This is a genomic window from Mesorhizobium sp. C399B (genome assembly GCF_030323185.1).
Classification (GTDB): Bacteria; Pseudomonadota; Alphaproteobacteria; order Rhizobiales; family Rhizobiaceae; genus Mesorhizobium.
The window spans coordinates 6,148,036-6,168,304 of record NZ_CP100472.1 but is presented as its reverse complement, the minus strand read 5'-3'; the positions used below and the strand labels follow the sequence as shown (position 1 = coordinate 6,168,304).

The following is a 20,269-nucleotide window of genomic DNA, read 5'->3' as shown; positions in this document are numbered from 1 at the left end:
CGTCAGGCTCCCCTCCCGCATACCCCAGCGCAGTGAAAAGGGAGAGGACGCGATGACCGACCGCCGCACAGTGTTAATGGCCGCCGGAGTTGCGGCAGTCGCCGCGGCCACCGGGGCGGCGGCAGCGCAATCGCCAGATATTCGCGCGCCAGATATTCGCGCAACGGATATTCGCGGCGCCGTCACCTTTGTGGGCGGCAAGGCTATCCCGGAAGGTCATCTCGAGATCTATCTTGAGGATCCCGCCATTCAGGACAGTGGGCGACGCCGCGCCGCCAAAACCAGCCTCAAGAGCGAGGGCGGCTCAAAGACCATAGAATTTTCCTTGCCCCTGCCCGCAAGCTCGACCGCTTCACCAACGCTGCAGGTCGTTGCGCGCCTGGAGCGTGCGGACGGCTGGCTGGTGGCGCGGGGCAGCGCGCAGTTCCAGGCCGGCTTGCCCGTCCATGTCACACTCAAGGCAGTTATCTATTGAAGGGACGAGATGCCATATCCTGATTGCGAGCCTGCATGCAGCTGACGCCATCGACGCCGCTTACGCTGGTCGGAATCCTGGCGTCCTTTCGACGTGCGGTTTCGGGCATCGTCCTGATGAGCGGGGTCGTCAACGTGCTGACCCTGACCGGCTCGTTCTTCATGTTGCAAGTCTATGACCGCGTCGTTCCGGGTCGCAGCGTGCCGACGCTGGTCGGCCTGGCGGTGCTTGCGGGAACATTGTTCGTGTTTCAGGGAGTGCTGGAGCTGATCCGCTCTCGCCTCATGGTGCGGCTGGGACAGGGGTTGGACGCAAAGCTGAGCCCGTCGGTCTATTCGGCGCTGATGCGCCTGCCGCTGCGCGCCAAGCCTTCCGGCGACGGGCTGCAACCCCTACGGGATCTCGATCAGGTCCGCTCCTTTATCGGCAGTGCCGGACCGACCGCTTTGTTCGACCTGCCATGGATGCCGCTCTATATCGGCATCTGTTTCATTTTTCATTTCTGGATCGGCGTTACCGCGCTTGCCGGCGCCGTTGTCCTGTTTGCACTGACGCTTCTGGCCGAATTCCGGACCCGCGGCCCGACAAGGATCGCCGGACAGCACGCGGCCGTTCGCAGCACGTTGGCCGAGGCGACAAGGCGCAATGCCGAAGCCATGCAGGCCATGGGTTTTGGCGGGCGTATCGCCGAGCGGTGGTCTGCCGTCAATGCCGAGTACCTGAACGCCCATGCGGCGGCCAGCGATGTCGCGGGAACGCTTGGCACGATTTCCAAGATCCTGCGGTTGATGCTGCAATCGGCAATGCTGGCGATCGGCGCTTATCTGGTCATCCAGCAAGAGGCGACCGGCGGCATCATGATCGCAAGCTCGATCATGATGGGCAGGGCGCTGGCTCCGATCGAACTGGCGATAGCGCATTGGAAGGGCTTCATTTCAGCGCGGCAAAGCTGGGCACGCCTGAAGCAGCTTCTGTCCGCGCTGCCGGAAGGCGCAACCGGCGTGACCCTGCCCGCGCCTGTCAGCGCGCTGGCGGTCGAGAATGTCAGTGTCGCCCCGCCGGGCGAACGCACGCCGGTGGTGTGGGATGCAAGTTTTTCACTGGCCAGGGGAGCAGGCCTGGGGGTCATCGGCCCGAGTGCTTCCGGCAAATCATCGCTGGTGCGTACGCTTGCAGGTGTCTGGCTTCCGGCGCGCGGCGCCGTGCGGCTGGACGGCGCGACGCTTGACCAGTGGCCGGCCGACGAGCTGGGTAAACATATCGGCTATCTGCCGCAGGATGTGCAGTTGTTCGACGGCACGATTGCGCAGAACATCGCCCGCTTCGACCCGGATGCGTCGTCCGACATGGTGCTTGCGGCAGCCAAGGCCGCCGGCGTGCATGATCTCGTCGTGCATCTGGCCGACGGTTACGACACAAAGGTTGGCGAAGCCGGCGCCTCGATGTCGGCGGGGCAACGCCAGCGTGTCGCCCTTGCCCGCTCTCTTTATGGCGATCCCTTCCTAGTCATCCTGGACGAGCCGAATTCCAATCTCGACTCAGAGGGTGAAGTGGCCTTGTCCGCCGCCATCCAGGGCATCAGGGACCGCGGCGGCATCGTTATCGTCGTCGCGCACCGATCCAGTGTGCTGGCCAATGTCGACACCGTGCTGGTGATGGCCAATGGCCATGTGCAGGCCTTCGGTCCGAAGGATGAGGTGCTGAACAAGGTCTTCCGATCGGCGGCACCGCTCAAGGTCGTTGCCGCCACGGAGAGAGGCGTTCCTGCATGAGCGAGGACAGATCCGCTTTGCATCATCGGCAGGTCCGCCGCTATCTCGTGGCTGGCGTTGCTACCTGTCTGCTGCTTGTCGGAGGTGTTGGCGGCCTGGCGGCAGTGACCAAGATGTCGGGTGCGGTGATCGCAGCTGGCCGGCTGGTGGTCGATTCCAATGTAAAGAAAGTTCAGCATCCGACGGGCGGCGTGGTCGGCGAGATCAGGGTGCGTGAAGGCGACCGGGTCAAGGCGGGCGATATTCTGGTGCGGCTGGATGAAACGACAACACGCGCCAATCTGGCGATCGTCTCAAAAGGTCTGGATGAGTTTTATGCACGGTTGGCGCGCCTGGAGGCGGAGCGTGACGGCAAGGACACGATCAGCTTTCCGGACGTTTTGACATCGCGGCGCGACGAAGCCGGTGTCGCCGCATCGATGGCCGGAGAACAATCGCTGTTCGATTTCCGGCACCAGGCGCGGTCTGGCCAGCGATCGCAATTGCGCGAACGGATCGCGCAGTTGAAGCAGGAGAGTGCCGGCCTGACCGAGCAGCTGCAGGCGAAACGCCGCGAGATCGAGCTGATCCAGATCGAGCTGGAAGGTGTGCGGTCGCTCTGGCATCGCAAGCTGATAGGAATCGACCGCATGACGTCGCTGGAACGGGACGCGGTGCGGCTCGAAGGCGAGCATGGCCAGTTGACCGCGGGAATTGCCCAGGTGAAAGGCAAGGCGTCCGAGATCGAACTGCAGATCATCCAGATCGACCAGGACCTTCGCAGCGAGGTCGCGACCGATTTACGCGATACCCAGGGAAAGATCTCCGAGTTCGTCGAACGCAAGGTAGCGGCCGAGGACCAGTTGAAGCGCATCGATCTGCGCAGCCCGCAGGATGGCGTGGTGCTGCAGTTGGCGGTGCATACGATCGGCGGGGTCATCACCCCCGGCGAACAGGTGATGCAGATCGTACCGGTGACGGACGACCTGACCGTTGAAGCGCATATCGCACCGCAGGATATCGACCAGGTGACGATGGGCCAGAATGCGATTTTGCGCCTGTCGGCGTTCAATCGGCAAACCACGCCGGAGCTGACCGGGACGCTGTCGCGGATCTCGGCCGATCTCACCATCGAAGAGCGCACCGGAGCAGCCTTCTATGTGGCGCGGGTGACGCTGCCCAAAACCGAGGTCGCCAAGCTGCGCGGGCTGGCGCTGGCGCCGGGCATGCCGGCCGAAGTGTTCTTCCCGACGGGCGACCGGACGATGCTTTCCTATCTGGTGAAGCCGCTGTCGGATCAAATACAGAAAGCCTTCCGCGAAGAATGAAGCTGGCAAGCGGCGTGTCTTGCCTGTGGCCGGCACCGGGACCGGCTGGTTGCCGATCCCGAGCCCCTACTCCGCCGCCTCGTAGCCTGCGATACCCTCGATCTCGAGGAAATCCTCCAGTCCGTATTCGCGACCGTTGCCGCGACCTCAATCTGGCGACGTTGCCGGATGATGAAAGAGACCCGCACTACGACAACATCCGCCGGTCATGTTGCGGAGCCGCCGAACATATCGGCCAGAGTCCCGACAATGCAGCGCTGACGGCAAACAGCATGGTCAAGTTTACGCGGGCGATAGTTGGAATCATCGAGATAGGCCGCGGGTAAGGTCCGACCAAATCAATAAAAGCCCTCAGAGAGTCAAGGTCTGGCTTTGCCGGCCAGCTAGTCATCTAGGCCCATATCGTCGTCCAGAAAACTGATATCCAATTGATGCTCTAGTTGCTCTAGTGAGAGCTCGAATCCATCGCGACCAGCGGACAGACGAACCCCTTTGTCCGACCCAGGAATCCTAAATAGACGCTCACCTGATTTACTCAAATTACCGAGGAGCGAAAATGGTACGCGCACACGATCCCCGGCATACTCTTCACCAACGAGCGTGCCGAAGTTCACATCACGGTTCTCAATCGTCGGCTCACCCGGCTTGGGTAGGCTCGTTTCAAGCAAGAAAACGCCATGGTCGAAACCGCCCACTTTCTCGCGCTTTGCATCCGCAATTTCGAGAACCTTTTTCTCATCAACGCCTGCTTGATGCATAATGCCGCGAAGAACCTCGTAAACATCCGCCAACTCCTCAGCAGTTGCATCCTGTCCTTCAGCCGCCAGCAGTTCCTGAGATTCTTCGATCAGCTTTCCAATCAATAACTGCAGGATTTCATCGGGTTTCAAATTCGCGAATACGACCCGCTCCCGCTTCGATCTTATCCGCTCAGGTATGCGATCACGCACGAGCTTCTGATACTTAATTCGACCGCGAGTGCGGAACGACTTCCTGTGCAACCTAAGATATACAGGAACCTTCCCTTGAAGCTGGAAATACGGGTGCGACAGAGGCGAGCCCGAATAGATCACAGACGAGCCCACCGTTTGGGCAAGCGATATAATTTCGCCCAGAAATTTGTGATCCCGAACGAGATGTTCACTAGGTTGAATATCCATCGCCACCTTCTTGCCTGACGGCAAGATCGGCACGATTGCTTTTACGTTCTCCAAATCACCGGGCGCGCGAACGGGCACGACAACATGATCTTGCCCTATTGCCGAATCTAAGTCTGGGTTGGAATATTCGTATGTACGATACCACGGCAAGCATAATACGCCACCCGATGCTAGCTCGACGCCGGCAAACCACATGATGGCGACTCGCTTTCCGAGCTTCGTGCCTATGATGTTTGTCTTGCGGGCGATTTCCAAAACTTCATTCGCCCGCAGGCACTGATGACGGCCTATTCCATTTCGTATTTGTTTAAAGGTCCACTCTCCCTTCTCATTCGGCCAGAGAAAATGCGATTTGTAGCTGGGGTATGCTGTAACCTCTTCGGTGATCGTATGCACATCCCACGCGTCGTAGGGATAGAACTGAAGAGAGTCCGGCAAGCCCCAATTGGCGTGAACCTGTATGTAAGGAGAATCCGGGTCATATAAGGCCCACGCCCCAGCACGAGCGCCAATGTATTTGTGCAAAATGAAGGCGAGATCCTCTAGCTCCCCTCCTTGAGAAGTATGCGCCTCTAATTGCTGGTGCATCCAGGCTGCAGCCGAAATAGGGTCGAGACAGCTGCTCGTACACGGCAGGTTGGTCGTTTTATCTGCGCCAGATCGGCGGCTGACACGGATGACAGCCATTTCCTCGAAAAATTTCTGCAATTCAGCGATCAGGCTTTCTCGCTGACTCCTTTCAGTAAGAATCTTTGAGGCATCTCTATAGGAAAGCACGTATAGCTTCTGGGGGAGAGGAGCGTAGTCGATAGACAATTCTTCTAGAATTTTAAGTTTGTCCCATATTGGTATGTTATCGTCATTGGCCTCGCTAAGGATCGCCGGTGGCGTGTCCGATACAATCAATTTCGAGTAAATCGGCAAGTCATTTGGATCGACTCCTTCAAGGTTGTCATCGTCCAGGTCGCATTGAAGGAGGTAAAGCCGCCCATCCGCCTCGGCCCACTCCAAGAGCATCCGGTCACGGCGCAGAACCGGACTAAAGTGATCAATTAACCACCGACAGGTAGATGCGAAAACGCGGTCGATCGGCTTTTGCGCAGACGGAATTAATTCAGTCTGGTGTTGGGCGGGCGCGTCACGCTGAGAATTAAAGCGGTCGGGCGCTAAATTGTAACCATCGACTTCAGTAAATCTTGTCCAATGCTCTCTCGTTCTGGATAGACGATTCAGATTCCCCAAAGTGCCCTTGATACAATTTGGCAAGAATCGCTGCAAAATTATAGCTACCTTCGCACCAGGTCGAATCGCTGTTGCATGACCTCGTATTTTTGAGATGGCCTCCCTGACTGCACTTTGATCGGGGGGATCATCAAAGGGAATCGATAGAAAGGTTCCGCGGTCCCAGATCGTTTCGCCCACTATACTAGAACGCACAATCAGCGGCCGATTTTTCAATCCCTCAGGCAAATCCAACGACACGGGGCCGTCGGCTAGAGAGTCTACCCAAGCCGTTGAGAGCAAGAGATACTCGGGCGTCCACATTGGTGGTAGCGTGGCTAGATATCCACCTTTTGTTCCAAAGTCTCTTGCGAGTTCGGCCCCTTCGGTCGCCAACCTAGGCAACGGCCCGGGCGAAAATACCTGCCTCACTTTTTGTCTACTTTACCAAAAATTGCGTTCGCTACATTGGTGAGGAGACCGCTCACGCCGTCGGCAAAATACCCTGCAAGGAACGCGACCACTAATGACCTTGCTAGATTCGGTTCCAACTCAACTGACTTTCCACCCATAAAACCAGTTTGCATCAATGCTAGGACTACATGTGCGTAAATACCGCCTGTCAACGGAACAAAAACACGCCACAGAAACCTGTCTTGATGCCAGATACCATTCGCCACAGAATGAACTAGCCATTTGATAGCAAATACGGTGCCGCCGACCGATCCAACTATCCAACACAGCACATCTCGGCGCTCTAAATGAAATAGGACCTGTGGAGGATCGCCTTTATTGATCGTAAAATCACCAGCGTAGGAAAAAGCCACTATCGCAGAGATGCCAAAAAAGAGCAGATAAAAACCCAAAATAGACGCCTCTCGCCTTATCTGTGGCGCGGCATCTTCGTACTTCGTTCTCCACTCCCACAACTGCCGATTGTCCGGAGCCACTGGAGGCGGCACCGGAACCGGGTTTTCTACGGGAATGTCGGTTTCTTCGCTCAAGCGGCTTGCCGCTTCCCCTGGTGAAAATTGGATATCGTCTTAAGGACGTTGTCGTAGAAGGGATGCTCCCGATAATTCCAACTATCGGGGGTTCCGGCAGCACTAGCTATGACTCGACGAAACCTTTGCGAAACTTCGTTTTTGGCAGGCTGCTCTAGTAGCGTTTTCCCTGACATCCATGCCAGGTAATAAGGTTTTTCGGATAAGACACCATTATACATTTCACCAATTGGCGCAGCGCCATCGCAAGCGTCCAACTCCTCGCTCATGCCGTCCCAGACACATGCGAGAAAGTTGCGGCTCGACACAATTATATGCAGGTGGGCGTGGTCCACACCGCATCCGATGTTTGACCCAGCTCGCAGCGCCCCGTGCTCAAAGGCCAGCATCTCATCGCCAGGCTTTGAGACTGCCTCAAATATGCTTGACGCGATACTTGAGAGCTCTTCGCGAGTGCCCATGCCCTGCTGGCCGAAATTAAAGGAATGCACTTTTGGGACGACCAAAAACCAATTTGGTACGATCATACCAATCGTTGGCAAGACCACATTATGCAATCCTTGCACAAGCGGTTTGTCCTCCAATTTCTGAACGCAATCCGCCAAAGCGTCAGAGAACCGACTTTTAGGTATCGTGGGTGCCCCGCTCACTGCAATATCCACTTCTAAGCGATTCAATCGCCTGCATAATAGCACATACGGTTTATCGTTGTCGTGCAACCAGATTGCGACGCAGGTAGCTAGATAGGTCTTTTTTCCTAAAAAACCAACAGAATGAGCATTTGAAACGTCGGCCCTACTCCGCTGCCTCATACCCCGCGATGCCCTTGATTTCGAGGAAATCCTCCAGCCCGTATTCGGCGTATTCGCGGCCGTTGCCGGATTGCTTGTAGCCGCCGAAGGGCAGGCCGGCGTCCCACTGGGGATAGTTGATGTAGACATTGCCGGTGCGCATGCGGGCGGCGACTTCGCGGGCTTTCTGGATGTCCTTGGCCTGGATGTAGGAAGCGAGGCCATAGACGGTGTCATTGGCGGTGCCGATCGCCTCTTCCACGGTGTCATACGGCATGATCGCCAGCACCGGCCCGAAGATTTCTTCCCTGGCGATACGCATGTCCGGCGTCACGTCGGCGAACACGGTCGGGCGGACATAGTAGCCGCGGTTGAGTTCTGCCGGGCGGCCCGGTCCACCCGCGACCAGCGTGGCGCCTTCATCTATGCCGGCCTGGATCAGGTCCTGGATCTTGTCGAACTGGATCTGGCTGACCACCGGGCCGAGCTTGGTGCCGGCCGCATCGGCCGGGCCGACGGTCAATTTTTCGGCCGCCGTCTTGGCGTAGCCGGTCGCCTCGTCATGGCGGTCGCGCGGCACGAACATACGAGTCGGCGCATTGCAGGACTGGCCCGAGTTGCTGAAGCAGCCGGCGACGCCCTTGCTGACGGCCTTTTCGAGATCGACATCGGGAAACAGGATGTTGGCCGACTTGCCGCCAAGCTCCTGATGCACGCGCTTGACCGTGTCGGCGGCCGCCTTGGCGACCAGGATGCCGGCGCGGGTCGAACCGGTGAACGACATCATGTCGACATCGGGATGGCTGGACAGCGCCTGGCCGACGCCCGGGCCGTCGCCATTGACGAGGTTGAAGACGCCCTTGGGAACGCCGGCCTCGTCGATGATTTCGGCAAAGATGATGGCGTCGAGCGGCGCGATTTCCGAGGGCTTCAGCACCATGGTGCAGCCGGCGGCGAGCGCAGGACCGACCTTGCAGGTGATCTGGTTCAGCGGCCAGTTCCACGGCGTGATCAGGCCGACGACGCCGATCGGCTCCTTGACGATCAGCGACGAGCCCTTGACGTGGCGGAATTCGAACGACTTCAGCACCTCGGCCATCTTCTGCAGATGTGCCAGGCCAATGCCGACCTGGCTGTCGAGTGCCATCTGGCGCGGCGCGCCCATCTCGCGCGATACGGCCAGCGCCAGATCGGCGCTGCGCTTCTTGTAGATCTCGATTATGCGGTTGAGGATATCCAGGCGCTCCTCGACCGAAGTAAAGCCGAATGTCTCGAAGGCGCGCTTGGCGGCCGCAACCGCCTTGTCGACATCGGCCTTTGAGCCGAGCGAAATCTGCGCGAAAGCATCTTCGTTTGACGGGTCGATGACGTCGAGTGTGCTGGGCACGACAGGATCGACCCACACGCCGTCGATATAGAACTGCAGATTGTGTGACACGGGCTTCTCCTCGGGGGATTCTGAATTGATGGGGGCGATCGCCGGATCGTCGTATCGGGGATAACGATGGGGCAAGAGCGATGTCAAACGCAAGGGCGGGCGATTGAGCCTACGGCTACAGAAGCGTGTGCCCCGCCGCGACCAGAAGCCCCCTTGCCGCGGCTTCATCCTTGGCTTTGACGAGCAGATGGTCACCATCGAAGGTGGATACCAGAAAAATGCCGAGTTCGCTTTCCGACAATGGCTTTATCACCGACACGACGATGCCGGTTTCGTCGAAGGCAAAGGGACCTTGGAGTTTCAGGGCGACCCAGTCCCTGTCATGCTTCACCCCGTCCGGCACCCGATCCTGCAGGCAGACGACCGAAAGCTCGTCCTCTGTCCTGGTGATGCTGACGAAGCCCGGCCCGTCCGCCCAGCCGGGAATGCTGTCTTTTGCTTCGAGGCGCGAAACCGCATACCGCCCCGTGAGCGGCTTCAACCGGACCCTGACTGCCATCCGATCCTCCCTGTTATCGGCCACCCAGTTTCTTGCTCATATAGACCGTCATGCCGTTCATGAACGGCTCCTCCCGGTCGATCGTATAGCCATGCCGTTTGTACAACAACACATTGGCCATGAAGGCGCCGTTGGTCAGCAGGCGCAGCTCGAAGCAGCTGGCCTCCAGCGCCTTCTGCTCCGCCCGTTCCAGCAACAGCCGGCCGATGCCCCTGCCCTGCGCCTGTGGCGCGACGCAGACATTCTCGATCCAGAGATGATCGTCGGCCGGCATGGTCTCGATCATGCCGACGATGCGGCCATTTTCGATGGCGAGATCGAACGGATGTTCGGCGACCGCCTTGTCATAGTCGGCGCGCATCGGCAGCGGCTCGCGGCCGATCAGAGGCACCCATTTGGCATAGGCGGCACGCACAATGTCCCTGATGGCGGCAGCGTCCGCCGGTTGGGCGGCCGAAACAGGATGGAAGAATTGGACATGGCAAAGGCTCCAGACATGAAAACCCCGCCGGCAGACGTCGCGGGCGGGGCTGGAACGAACGAACCGGAATTTTATTGGGCCGGTCCTTTTCGTCGCGCAAACAGCTTGCCGCGCTGCGTGGTGCAGGAACGGCGTCGCTTGGCGATGGCGAACGAGAAAACGAACATGACGCCACGCTGGAGCAGGAAGCGCGGCGCTGTCAAGATTTTGGCGTTGGCCCAGCCTCCGAGTTGACCCGCGCGGCTAGAGCGGGCGGCGCCGGCAAGGCCATAAGTGTACTGCCAGGCAACGCCAGTCTTCACCTTGCGCGGTGGTTGCTCGCCTAAACTGCTGCGCCGTCGAGTAGGGCTCTCGTACGCGTACAAAAAAACAGCAACAGCTAATATTGTAGGACATTCAACCTACCATTGGTTCAAATTTCTATTTGATCTAATCTTGGCATCATAATATAAGCGGAGAAGCACTGGACGGGCTGACGGGGGGGGCGCCATGCATCGAGGGCTGGCAAAGCGTACAATCTCACGTTTGTTAGGCGCGATGACGGTCGTCTACGCGCTCGCGGGCACGACGTCAGCGCTCGGGCAGTCTTGTAGTCCCACACAGACAGCTCATGCTTTTAGCTTTACTGGCGGCGACCAGTCCATCTCGGTTCCTGGCAACACCCATTCCGCCACAGTATACCTCAAGGGAGCGCAAGGCGGGGTTGGCAAGAGCGGCGCCGGCACCATCGGGGGCAGCCCATTGAGCCCAGGCGGCGCCGGCGGGCTCGGCGGCCAGGTGAGCGGTTCCTTGACTGTCGCGCCGGGTGACATCCTTTCTGTCGGCGTTGGCGGCCGTGGCTCGCTCGCGGTCAATCCCGGTGGCGCGAGCGGTACTCCCGACGGCGGCAATGGTGGCGGGGCGACCGACCTGCGGCTGGGCGGAACCCGCCTGGCAATTGCTGGCGGCGGTGGCGGCGGTGGCAACGGGGGCTGGCACACTACAAATTCGATAGCTGGTGGCGCCGGTGGCAAGAGCGGGGGATCCGGCTCGGCAGGAACCGATGTTTCGGGCGGCCTTGGCCCCTTTGGCGGTGAAGGTGGCACTGTAGGTGCCGGTGGCGCGATCGGCGCTGGGTGCGATAGTTTTCCTGGCACGGCCGGTCAGACAAATGGCCAAGGCGGAACTGCACGAAATTTCTCAGGGTCTTTCCTGGGCGCCGGATATGCTGGTGGCGGCGGTGGCGGGGCTACTGTCGGCGGCGGTGGTGGCGGCGCAGGCGTCGGCACGACCTCGTGCCAGCAGAACTGGAACGGCGCCGGCGGCGGCGGCGGCGGCGGATCATCGGATGCCGGCTCGCTGCAATCGGCTGCGGTGGCGGAAGGCGTCAATTCAGGCGATGGGTCCGCATTGATCTGTTTTGATGAGCCGCTCTATGTGATCAGCGGCACGGCGAGCGGTCAGACCGGGACGGTGAGTTTGAAATTGACATCAAGCTCGCCGGCAGGGACGCAAACCAGGGACGTGAATGTCGGCGATACCACCTTTGCCTTTGCGGATGGCCTGCTGACCGGCTCCAACTGGAGCGTTGAGGTTACTGCCAAGCCGGCCGACCAGACATGCACGGTCACGACGGCCTCGGGCACGGTGGCGGGAGCCGACGTGACCAATCTTGTCCTGTCCTGCACCACGGTGACGGTGGAGTTTTCGCCGGCAACATTGCCGAATGCACATATTGGCACGCCGTACAGCCAGACCATCACCGCAAGCAGCCCCAATGGCGGCGCCGCACCCTACACCTTCACCGTGGTTTCCGGCTCGGTGCCTCCCGGCCTCGCACTCTCGCTTGGGGGTACACTGGCTGGCACACCCACTGTCGCGGCCAATTACGATTTTACGGTGCGGGCCACGGACAGCAACGGCTTTACCGGCCAACGTGACTACACTGTGGTCGTCGAGATCCACTTGCCGTCGGCACAGGACCACACGCTGGACGTGATGGCCGGAACGACCGGGTCCCTCGACCTGACGCAAGGGGCTACGAATGGGCCGTTTACCAGCGCCACGATTGCCTCGCCGCCGCCGAGCGAAGCGGGCACGGCTTCCATTGTGCCCGATGGCGGCGCTTATATCCTGCAGTTTGCCGCGGCAGCCACCTTTGCCGGCACAACCAGCCTGACCTACACGCTCTCGAATGCCGACGGAACGTCACCTCCGGCAACCGTGACCATCAACGTCACGGCACGGCCCGACCCCTCCCGCGATCCGGAAGTGATCGGCCTGATTCGGGCACAGGTGGAGGCGGCAAAGCACTTCGCCGACATTCAGATCCAGGGATTTGGACAGAGGCTGGAACAGCTCCACAATGAGGGCGACCAGCGCCACAATTCGATAGGCCTCAGCGTTGCCGTCCAGCAATCGTCGGACAATCCCGACGCATACGCTCAGCAGCAGAATGCGGCGAACGATCCGGCGCTCGCCGCAATCGCCACGGCATCGTCGCAGTCCACTTACGGAGCGCCCAATCCGGAGCGCATTCAGCCCAACGCCAACGCAAAGCAGGACAGGACCTCGACCGGCGCGTCGCCGATCAAGACCGGACAGTCTTCAACTGGCACGGACGTGGACACCCAGACGTCGTCACTGCCGGCCGAGAACCCATTTGGCGAACTGGCCTTCTGGAGCGGCGGCTACGTCAATTTCGGCACCGATGACGATGGAGCCATCAAGCTCGACCATACGCTGGTCGGCGTGAGCGTCGGTGCCGACTACCGCTTTTCCCCGACCTTCACCGCCGGTCTCGGGTTTGGCTATGGCCATGACGTCACCGACGTCGGGAGCAACGGCACCGAAAGCCGCGCCCATGCCATCTCGGTCGCCGCCTATAGCAGCTACCGCCCGGCGCCAGGTTTTTTTGTCGATGGCCTTGCCGGCTATGGCGCCCTCAATTTCGACAGTGAGCGCTATGTGACCGATACCGGCGATTTCGCGTCTGGAACGCGCGACGGAAGCCAGGTCTTCGGGTCGCTGACGGCGGGCTACGAATTTCGCCGGCCGGACTCTCTGATATCACCCTATGGACGTCTGTCGGGGTCCCACTCCACGCTTGGCGGCTTCACCGAGACGGGTGGCGACATCTATAATCTGACCTTCGGCAAGCAGACCGTCGACACGCTGTCGGGCACCCTTGGCCTGCGCATCGAGAACAACATTCCTACCAGCTGGGGTCTGCTCACACCGCGCGCGCGCTTTGAGTATACGCACGACTTTGCCGGCTCCAGCCGCGTCAGCCTCGGCTATGCCGATATCGGCACCACGCCCTACGCGCTGGACGCAGATGCCTTTTCCAACGACTATTTGTCAATCGGGCTCGGCGTCGATGCGCAAATCGGCGGTATTGCCTTCGGGCTGAACTACAGCACCGCGGTCGGCAGCAACGGCGACAGCCAGGACCATACGATCGCCGCGCGAATTGGGATGAAATACTAGGGCATGATCCCAAAAAGTGGGGTTAGATCGTGATGGGAATTCATCATGATCTAGGGCGGCTCCAGGTTTCGCCCGGCCGCTCTCTCATTCTGACCTCGGCCGCCCTAAACGTTCACAAAAATCGATCATTCCAACAAGAACAATTCGTTGGAAAGATCGATTCTGGAATGACATTCTCCTGAGGTACTTGCCTGGAGAATTGCATTGTCTGCCGCCGCCCAGCTAGCGAACGATATTCCGATCAGCATGATTTCCGCCGACCTGGCCGTGGGCCGGAAGCGGCTCGATTCCGTGTGGAATGGCGTCATCCCCGGTATCGTGCTGGTGGCGATGATCACGGGGGTGGCCTTCTCGGCTCATAATGTCTCCGGCTTCGCGCTGTTCAGCCCGATGATCCTCGCCGTCGTCGCCGGCCTGATCTATTCCAACGTGCTCGGCACCCCCGCCCACGCCAAGGCCGGCATCGCCTTCTCGCAGAAGCGCCTGCTGCGCTTTGCCATCGTGCTGCTCGGCTTTCAGCTGACGCTCGGCCAGGTCGTCTCCATCGGCGCCGGCGGCGTCGGCATCGTGGCGCTGACCCTTGGAGCGACCTTCGTCTTCACCATCACGCTTGGCCGGCTGATCGGCGTCGACGCCAAGCTGGCGCAGCTGATTGCCGCCGGCACCTCGATCTGCGGCGCTTCGGCGATCGTTGCCACCAACATCGTCACCGATGCGCGTGACGAGGACGTCACTTATGCCGTCGCCTCGATCACGCTGTTCGGCACCGTCGCCATGCTCGGCTTTCCGCTGCTGGCGCCGGTGCTCGGCCTCGACCAGCACGCATTCGGCCTGTGGGCCGGCGCCTCGATCCACGAGGTGGCACAGGTCATCGGCGCCGGCTTCCAGAACGGCGCCCAGTCCGGCGAGATCGCCACCGTCGCCAAGCTGACCCGCGTCGCCATGCTGGCGCCGATGGTCATCGCGCTCGGCCTGATGGCGCGCCGCAAGAGCAATGGCGATCGCCCAAGCGACCAATCCGGTGCGCGGCCGCCGATGCCGTGGTTCGTCGCCGCTTTCATCGCCGTCGTGGCGCTGAACAGCCTGGTTGCCGTGCCGGCCGAAGTGAAGTCGGCCATGGCGTTCGCCACCACCATCATGCTGACCATGGGGCTCGCCGCCATGGGTCTGCAGGCCAACATTTCGCAGCTGCGCTCGCGCGGCCTTCGCCCGCTGGCGCTCGCCTCCTGCGCCTTCCTGTTCATCGGCTGCTTCAGCCTGATGCTGGTGAAGTTCGCTTAATCCTCGAACGAACTCGCCGCGACATAGATCGCGGCAAGCGCCTCGATGCCGGCCTGGTCGTCCTTGTCGAAGCGGCCGGGCGTCGGGCTGTCGAGGTCGATCAGGCCGAAGACGCCGTCATTGTCCCTCAGCAGCACGACGAGTTCCGAGCGCGAGTCGGCGTCGCAAGCGATGTGGCCGGCAAATTCATGCACATCCTTGACCAGCATCGACATTTCGAGATCGATGGCGGTGCCGCACACGCCCTTGCCGACGGCGATGCGCACGCAGGCCGGCTTGCCCTGGAACGGTCCAAGCACCAGCTCCTCGTCCGACGCCAGGAAATAGAAGCCGGCCCAGTTGAGATCGGGCACCATCTGGAACATCAGCGCCGATGTGTTGGCGGCGTTAGCGACGGAGTCGCTCTCGCCTTCCAGCAGCGCCTTCAACTGGGTGGCCAGTTCGCGGTAGAAGGCCGGCTTGTCGGTGCTGTCGATGGTCTGGGCCGCAAACATGGCGTCGTCTCCATTGCCGGCGGGCCAAAAAGCCCGTTACATTTCCTGTCTGCCACCAATGACGCTCCCAGGAAATACACAATTGTGAATACCGACCGTGCCAGCCAAACACACGACCGGGCGCAACCCGCAGCGAGCGAAGGTCCCCTCACCTTCGCCGTTCTGGTCTTTCCCGGCTTTCCGATGATGGCGTTCAGTTCGGTGATCGAGCCATTGCGCGCCGCCAACGTGCTGGCCAAGCGCGAGTGCTATCGCTGGGTGATCGTCGGCGCCGACCAGGGCACGGTCGAGGCATCCAATGGGGTCGTCATACAACCGGGATTCTCAGCGTTCGGCGCGCCGAAGGTCGATCGCATCGTCGTCTGCTCGGGCGGCAATGCGGACCTCGTCGTCGCCGACGATGCGGTTGCCTGGATGCGCAAGAGCCTGCGCGCCGGCGCTCACATAGGCGCGGTGGCCGACGCCGCCTTCTTCCTCGCCAGGGCCGGCCTGCTCGACGGCCATGCCTGCACCTTGCACTGGACCAGCCAGGCGGCATTCACCGAGGCCTTCCCGGATATCGAGCTCCGGCGCGATCTCTACGTCATCGACCGCAAGCGCTTCACCTCGGCCGGTGGCGTCGGCAGCCTCGACATGATGCTGGAGATCATCACCATCGATTATGGCGGCGAGCTCGCGGCGGGCGTTGCCGAATGGTTCGTGCACAGCCCCTTGCGTTCGAGCGTCGACCGCAAGCTGATGCCGCTCAGGCTGCGCACCGGCGTCCAGAACGAACTGGTGCTGTCGGCCATCGCCATCATGGAGGATGCGGTGGAAGAGCGGCTTGGCATGACGGAACTGGCGGCCCGTCTCGGGGTCTCCTCCGACAAGTTGGAGCGCAATTTCCGCGCCCAGCTCAGCATTTCGCCCAATGGATATTACCGGCGGCTCCGGCTGCGGCGCGCCGCCGACCTGTTGGCCCATTCGACGCTGATGGTGCGAGACGTGGCGCTGGCCTGCGGCTTCGCGTCCATGTCAAGTTTTGCCCGAGCGTTTCGCGAGGAGCATGGGCACGCGCCGAAGGCGATGCGGCGGCATTAGAGGGCGCTGCGCGCTAACGCGGTGAGATGCTGGCGGGACAGCGCCCCCCTCTGTCCTGCCGGACATCTCCCCCACACGGGGGGAGATCAGATGTCGCCTCGGCTTTCGCCAATCACCAACGTTGCAGGGCGAGCGGGACGCGAAAGCTGCTAATCTCCCTCCTTGCGGGGGAGATGTCCGGCAGGACAGAGGGGGGCGCGAAGAATTGCCCTTTGTATCCATGCCCTTCTTGCGGCATTTCGCACGACATCTGCGGATTCTCGCACAGACATTTTTCGGCGCATGGCTATGGTCTAGCCCTTCAGGAGGCGCACCCAATGAGCATCGTCGTTTTCGACCCCGACAGCACCGAGGATGTGGATTTCAAGGACCGCATGCGCCACCCGGTTGCGGCTGACTCGGCCGGTGGCATGTGGCTGTCGGACACCGAGCCGTCCTTCATCGATGCCGACGCCTTGCGCAAAGGGCGGCTGGCGAAACTGCGCGGCTGGATGCGCGAGGCGGGCTATGGGGGCGTCGTTTTGTTCGACCCCTACAACCAGCGCTATGCCACCGGCTCGCGCAACATGTTCGGCTATTTCCTGCGCAACTCGACGCGGTATTTCTTCATCCCCACCGACGGGCCGATCGTGCTGTTCGAATACCCGCAGAGCTACCATGTCTCGATGGTGCTCGACACGATCGACGAGGCGCGCCCGTCCAAGCTGGTATGGTCTTCGGTGTCGGGCCGCGACGACGAAACCGCCGGCCCCTTCGCCGACGAGATCGCCGAGCTTTTGAAGAAACATGGCGGCGGCTCGATGAAGCTCGGGCTCGACCGCTGCAGCCATTTGCAGGCGCTGGCACTGGAAAAGCGCGGCTGCGAGGTCAAGGATTGCCAGGGCGAGATTTTGGCGGTGCGCGCGGTCAAGACGCCCGAGGAAGTCAAATGCCTGCAGGTGTCGATGGCGGGTGCGGAGGCCGCCGTCTACGCCGTGCGCGAGGCGATAAAACCCGGCGTCTCCGAAAATGAGCTGTTCGCCATCATGTATGGCGAGGTGATCCGCCAGGGCGGCGAGTTCATCGAGACGCGGCTCCTCACCTCGGGACAGCGCACCAATCCGTGGTTCAACGAGGCCAGCGGCCGCAAGATCCGGCCGGGCGAGCTTCTGGCGCTCGATACCGATACGATCGGCTGCTATGGCTATTATTCCGATTTTTCGCGCACCTTCCGCTGCGGGCCGGGCAAGCCGACCGGCTATCAGAAATCGCTCTACCGCATGGCGCACGACCAGGTTCAGCACAACATTTCGATCGTCAGGCCGGGCATGGCTTTTCGCGAGATCGCCGAAAAGGCGTGGAAAATCCCGGACCGTTTCGTCGACCAGCGCTATACCTCAGTGATGCACGGCGTCGGCATGCATGGCGAGACGCCGTTCATAGCGCACGCCATGGACTATGAAACCTACGGCCGCGACGGTGTTGTCGTGCCCGGCATGGTGGTGAGCGTGGAAAGCTATATCGGCGAGAAAGGCGGCCGCGAGGGCGTCAAGCTGGAGGACGAAATCCTGATAACCGACACCGGCACCGAGCTTCTGTCGCGCTTTCCCTACGAGGATGAGTTTCTGGAGAAGCAGCTTTGATCGCAGCGTCCCTCACTAACGTCAGCGCGGTATCGCAAACCTTCGGGAATAGTCGCGGCAGCTATGCCTTCGTCATCCTAGGGCGAAGCAAGGAGCGCAGCGACGCGGCGCAGACCCTAGGATCCATGCCGGGACTCATCCGCGCCGCAACGGTGCAAGTTCTGCTCCGCCGCACTCTCCGACCAGCGTCACGGCATGGATCCTCGGGTCTCCGCGACGGAGCTTCGCTCCTGCTTCGCCCGTGGATGACGAAGGTGGGGAGGCACCGGCCAATCACCACTGTTTGCGCGACTTCGCTGAACGGAATGGCGTTGGTCGCGAACCAAGGCCTATCCGCATGAAAAGCCCCATCTCCATCAAACGCGGCACGGTCGCCGCAGCGTTCATCGACCTCCAGGAAGAGCATCGGCAGGACAAGCGCTATCTGGTCGAAGGCTATGGCGAGGTGCTGGCCAACGTCCAACGCCTGCAGGCGGCGGCGCGGCGCAACTTCGTGCCGCTCTACCACTGGGCCTATATCGTCGATGCCGCCAAGGCGCATCCCTTCCATCCGCTCGACGCCGACGGCAAGTCCGCCTTTTCCGACAAGAGCGATCCTCTGACGGAAATCTGCCCGGAAGTGGCGCCCGCGGCCGGCGAGACGATGCTGGTCAAGACGCAGGCCAGCGCCTTCGGCGCCGGGCCTGCCGCAACCGAACTCAAGGCGCGCGGCATCGAATGGCTGATCGTCGCCGGCGTCTGGACCGAGGCCTGCATCGACGCCACCGTGAAGGACGCGGTGGCATCCGGCTTTCGCGTGCTTCTGGTCAAGGATGCCTGCGGCAGCGGCAGTGCCGCCATGCACCAGACCGCCATCCTCAACCTTGCCAACCGGCTCTATGGCGGCGCCGTCACCAACACGATAGACGCGTGCCGGCTGATGGCGGGCGACACCATCGATGCATGGCAGGTCGAAGGCTCGGTACCGCTGCGCTTCACGTTTGAAAACGCCGAACGGCTCTACGGCGAGCTCTGAGAGATGGGCACGGTCCACAAGCTCAAGACCGCCAGGCGGGGGAAATACGCCACCCTGCTCGATCCGGCGCTGTGGGAGTATATCGACCTGGTCAATGACTGGTTCCCGCCAGAAATCGCCGAACTTCCGATCGCCGAGCAAAGGTCGGTCTATGATGCGATGTGCCGCGCCTTCCATCAGGGTTATCCCAAAGGGGTTTCGGCCAGCGGCGGCATCATCGCCGCAGATGCAGGGCACGCCATCCCGATCCGCTACTATCGGATGGCGGGCAAGCCCGTGCGCGCCGTCATCGTCTACTATCATGGCGGCGGCTTTGTGCTTGGCGGGCTCGACAGCCATGACGACATCTGCGCCGAGATCTGCGCCGGCACCGGTTTCGACGTTGTCTCGGCCGACTACCGGTTGGCGCCGGAACATCCCCACCCGGCCGCCTTCGACGACGCGCTGACCGTGTTCGAATGGGCGGCGGTGACAACGGACCTGCCGATCGTGCTCGTCGGCGAAAGCGCCGGCGGCAACCTTGCCGCCGCGGTCGCGCACGCGTCTCGCCGCCACCTGCGCCGGGCGGCCGGCCAGGTGCTGATCTATCCCGGCCTCGGCGGCGACGAGAGTGCCGGCTCGTATGTCGAACATGCCGAGGCACCGTTGCTGACGCTGCGCGACATCGCGTTCTACCGCACCATTCGCGCTGCCCCGGCACAGTCGCCCGACGACCCGACTTTTTCTCCGCTGAAAGACAACGACTTCTCCGGCCTGCCGCCGACTGTCATCATCACTGCCCAGTGCGATCCGCTGTCATCGGACGGCGAGACCTATCGCGACCGCATCGTTGCCGCCGGCGGCCGCGCCTGGTGGTATGAGGAGCCGCGGCTGGTGCACAGTTTTCTGCGCGCCCGCAAAAGTGTTCAGCGCGCCGGCGAGGCGTTCGTGTGCACGCTTGCAGCCATCGCCGCCGTCGCCGTGCTCGGCAAGAACGACTGGCCATATTGAGGCGGCGAAGCGCTGATCTCCCCCTCATGGGGGTTGAGGAGTGGTCCGCGTAGCGGATGGAAAGCCAATTGCTTGGCTTTCCGAACGACGAAAGCCGGCAGGCCAGAGGGGGGCGCGAAGGATCGCGGCCCTTCAATATCCTAAATCAACGCAACGATTATCTGCGATGAT

At 61.2% G+C, this 20,269-nt stretch carries 16 protein-coding genes; 9 read left to right on the top strand and 7 right to left on the bottom strand.

The annotated features are described in order from the left end of the window. Positions 1–52: 52 nt before the first annotated feature. The 3 genes from NLY36_RS29425 to NLY36_RS29415 are packed head-to-tail and all read left to right on the top strand — an operon-like array spanning position 53 to position 3,554. A complete protein-coding gene (locus NLY36_RS29425) occupies positions 53–475 on the top strand; it encodes a hypothetical protein (RefSeq protein WP_023682883.1) in 423 nt (140 codons plus the stop codon). 35 nt (positions 476–510) lie between these two features. Then, a complete protein-coding gene (locus NLY36_RS29420) occupies positions 511–2,247 on the top strand; it encodes a type I secretion system permease/ATPase (RefSeq protein ID WP_023736419.1) in 1,737 nt (578 codons plus the stop codon). Further along, a complete protein-coding gene (locus NLY36_RS29415; RefSeq protein ID WP_023689671.1) occupies positions 2,244–3,554 on the top strand; it encodes an HlyD family type I secretion periplasmic adaptor subunit in 1,311 nt (436 codons plus the stop codon). The genes NLY36_RS29420 and NLY36_RS29415 overlap by 4 nt, the downstream gene beginning before the upstream one ends. 383 nt (positions 3,555–3,937) lie before the next feature. Here the strand turns inward: NLY36_RS29415 and NLY36_RS29410 are convergent, their stop codons facing one another. The 6 genes from NLY36_RS29410 to NLY36_RS29385 form a co-directional block, all read right to left on the bottom strand. After that, entirely contained in the window at positions 3,938–6,190 is a 2,253-nt protein-coding gene (locus NLY36_RS29410) for a nucleoside triphosphate pyrophosphohydrolase (protein ID WP_286461608.1), read from the bottom strand. A gap of 173 nt (positions 6,191–6,363) precedes the next feature. Then, positions 6,364–6,939, bottom strand: a complete 576-nt coding sequence (locus NLY36_RS29405; protein WP_023724893.1) for a hypothetical protein — start codon at positions 6,937–6,939, stop codon at positions 6,364–6,366. After that, complete coding sequence (locus tag NLY36_RS29400) at positions 6,936–7,589, bottom strand: hypothetical protein (RefSeq protein ID WP_156933237.1); 654 nt, start codon at positions 7,587–7,589, stop codon at positions 6,936–6,938. Before NLY36_RS29400 ends, NLY36_RS29405 begins: the two co-directional genes overlap by 4 nt. Before the next feature lie 145 nt (positions 7,590–7,734). Further along, positions 7,735–9,168, bottom strand: a complete 1,434-nt coding sequence (locus tag NLY36_RS29395; RefSeq protein WP_023724891.1) for an aldehyde dehydrogenase family protein — start codon at positions 9,166–9,168, stop codon at positions 7,735–7,737. A 115-nt stretch (positions 9,169–9,283) separates the two neighbouring features. Further along, on the bottom strand, positions 9,284–9,667 hold the full coding sequence (locus NLY36_RS29390) for an ACT domain-containing protein (protein ID WP_023736418.1): 384 nt from the start codon (positions 9,665–9,667) through the stop codon (positions 9,284–9,286). 13 nt (positions 9,668–9,680) lie between these two features. Further along, positions 9,681–10,082: a GNAT family N-acetyltransferase gene (locus NLY36_RS29385; protein WP_023736417.1), complete on the bottom strand. Its 402-nt coding sequence runs from the start codon at positions 10,080–10,082 to the stop codon at positions 9,681–9,683. An 807-nt stretch (positions 10,083–10,889) separates the two neighbouring features. Between NLY36_RS29385 and NLY36_RS29380 the strand changes: the two genes are divergently transcribed. Both NLY36_RS29380 and NLY36_RS29375 read left to right on the top strand, forming a co-directional pair. Then, positions 10,890–13,616 (top strand): autotransporter domain-containing protein, encoded by a 2,727-nt coding sequence (locus NLY36_RS29380; RefSeq protein ID WP_023736416.1) that lies wholly within the window; start codon positions 10,890–10,892, stop codon positions 13,614–13,616. Between the two features lie 246 nt (positions 13,617–13,862). Next, complete coding sequence (locus tag NLY36_RS29375) at positions 13,863–14,897, top strand: YeiH family protein (protein ID WP_502882042.1); 1,035 nt, start codon at positions 13,863–13,865, stop codon at positions 14,895–14,897. Here the strand turns inward: NLY36_RS29375 and msrC are convergent. Next, positions 14,894–15,391: a free L-methionine (R)-S-oxide reductase MsrC gene (gene msrC, locus NLY36_RS29370; RefSeq protein WP_023736415.1), complete on the bottom strand. Its 498-nt coding sequence runs from the start codon at positions 15,389–15,391 to the stop codon at positions 14,894–14,896. The genes NLY36_RS29375 and msrC overlap by 4 nt on opposite strands. A gap of 183 nt (positions 15,392–15,574) precedes the next feature. On the opposite strand from msrC, the gene NLY36_RS29365 reads away from it, so the two are divergent. From NLY36_RS29365 to NLY36_RS29350, 4 genes are all read left to right on the top strand, one after another. Next, positions 15,575–16,471: a GlxA family transcriptional regulator gene (locus tag NLY36_RS29365; protein ID WP_245260298.1), complete on the top strand. Its 897-nt coding sequence runs from the start codon at positions 15,575–15,577 to the stop codon at positions 16,469–16,471. A 317-nt stretch (positions 16,472–16,788) separates the two neighbouring features. Continuing rightward, positions 16,789–18,093 (top strand): M24 family metallopeptidase, encoded by a 1,305-nt coding sequence (locus NLY36_RS29360; protein WP_023736413.1) that lies wholly within the window; start codon positions 16,789–16,791, stop codon positions 18,091–18,093. Positions 18,094–18,430: 337 nt separating this feature from the next. Continuing rightward, positions 18,431–19,108 (top strand): isochorismatase family protein, encoded by a 678-nt coding sequence (locus NLY36_RS29355; RefSeq protein ID WP_023736411.1) that lies wholly within the window; start codon positions 18,431–18,433, stop codon positions 19,106–19,108. Positions 19,109–19,111: 3 nt separating this feature from the next. Continuing rightward, positions 19,112–20,098, top strand: coding sequence for an alpha/beta hydrolase (locus NLY36_RS29350; protein ID WP_031201599.1), 987 nt, complete (start codon positions 19,112–19,114; stop codon positions 20,096–20,098). Positions 20,099–20,269: the final 171 nt, after the last annotated feature.

Bases quoted from the DNA above. Each gene is read 5' to 3' on its own strand.
- NLY36_RS29365 (WP_245260298.1), top strand. From the start codon at position 15,575: ATGATGGCGTTCAGTTCGGTGATCGAGCCATTGCGCGCCGCCAACGTG.
- NLY36_RS29420 (WP_023736419.1), top strand. From the start codon at position 511: ATGCAGCTGACGCCATCGACGCCGCTTACGCTGGTCGGAATCCTGGCG.
- NLY36_RS29425 (WP_023682883.1), top strand. From the start codon at position 53: ATGACCGACCGCCGCACAGTGTTAATGGCCGCCGGAGTTGCGGCAGTC.
- NLY36_RS29390 (WP_023736418.1), bottom strand. From the start codon at position 9,667: ATGGCAGTCAGGGTCCGGTTGAAGCCGCTCACGGGGCGGTATGCGGTT.
- NLY36_RS29350 (WP_031201599.1), top strand. From the start codon at position 19,112: ATGGGCACGGTCCACAAGCTCAAGACCGCCAGGCGGGGGAAATACGCC.
- NLY36_RS29355 (WP_023736411.1), top strand. From the start codon at position 18,431: ATGAAAAGCCCCATCTCCATCAAACGCGGCACGGTCGCCGCAGCGTTC.
- NLY36_RS29360 (WP_023736413.1), top strand. From the start codon at position 16,789: ATGAGCATCGTCGTTTTCGACCCCGACAGCACCGAGGATGTGGATTTC.
- NLY36_RS29415 (WP_023689671.1), top strand. From the start codon at position 2,244: ATGAGCGAGGACAGATCCGCTTTGCATCATCGGCAGGTCCGCCGCTAT.
- msrC (WP_023736415.1), bottom strand. From the start codon at position 15,391: ATGTTTGCGGCCCAGACCATCGACAGCACCGACAAGCCGGCCTTCTAC.
- NLY36_RS29375 (WP_502882042.1), top strand. From the start codon at position 13,863: ATGATTTCCGCCGACCTGGCCGTGGGCCGGAAGCGGCTCGATTCCGTG.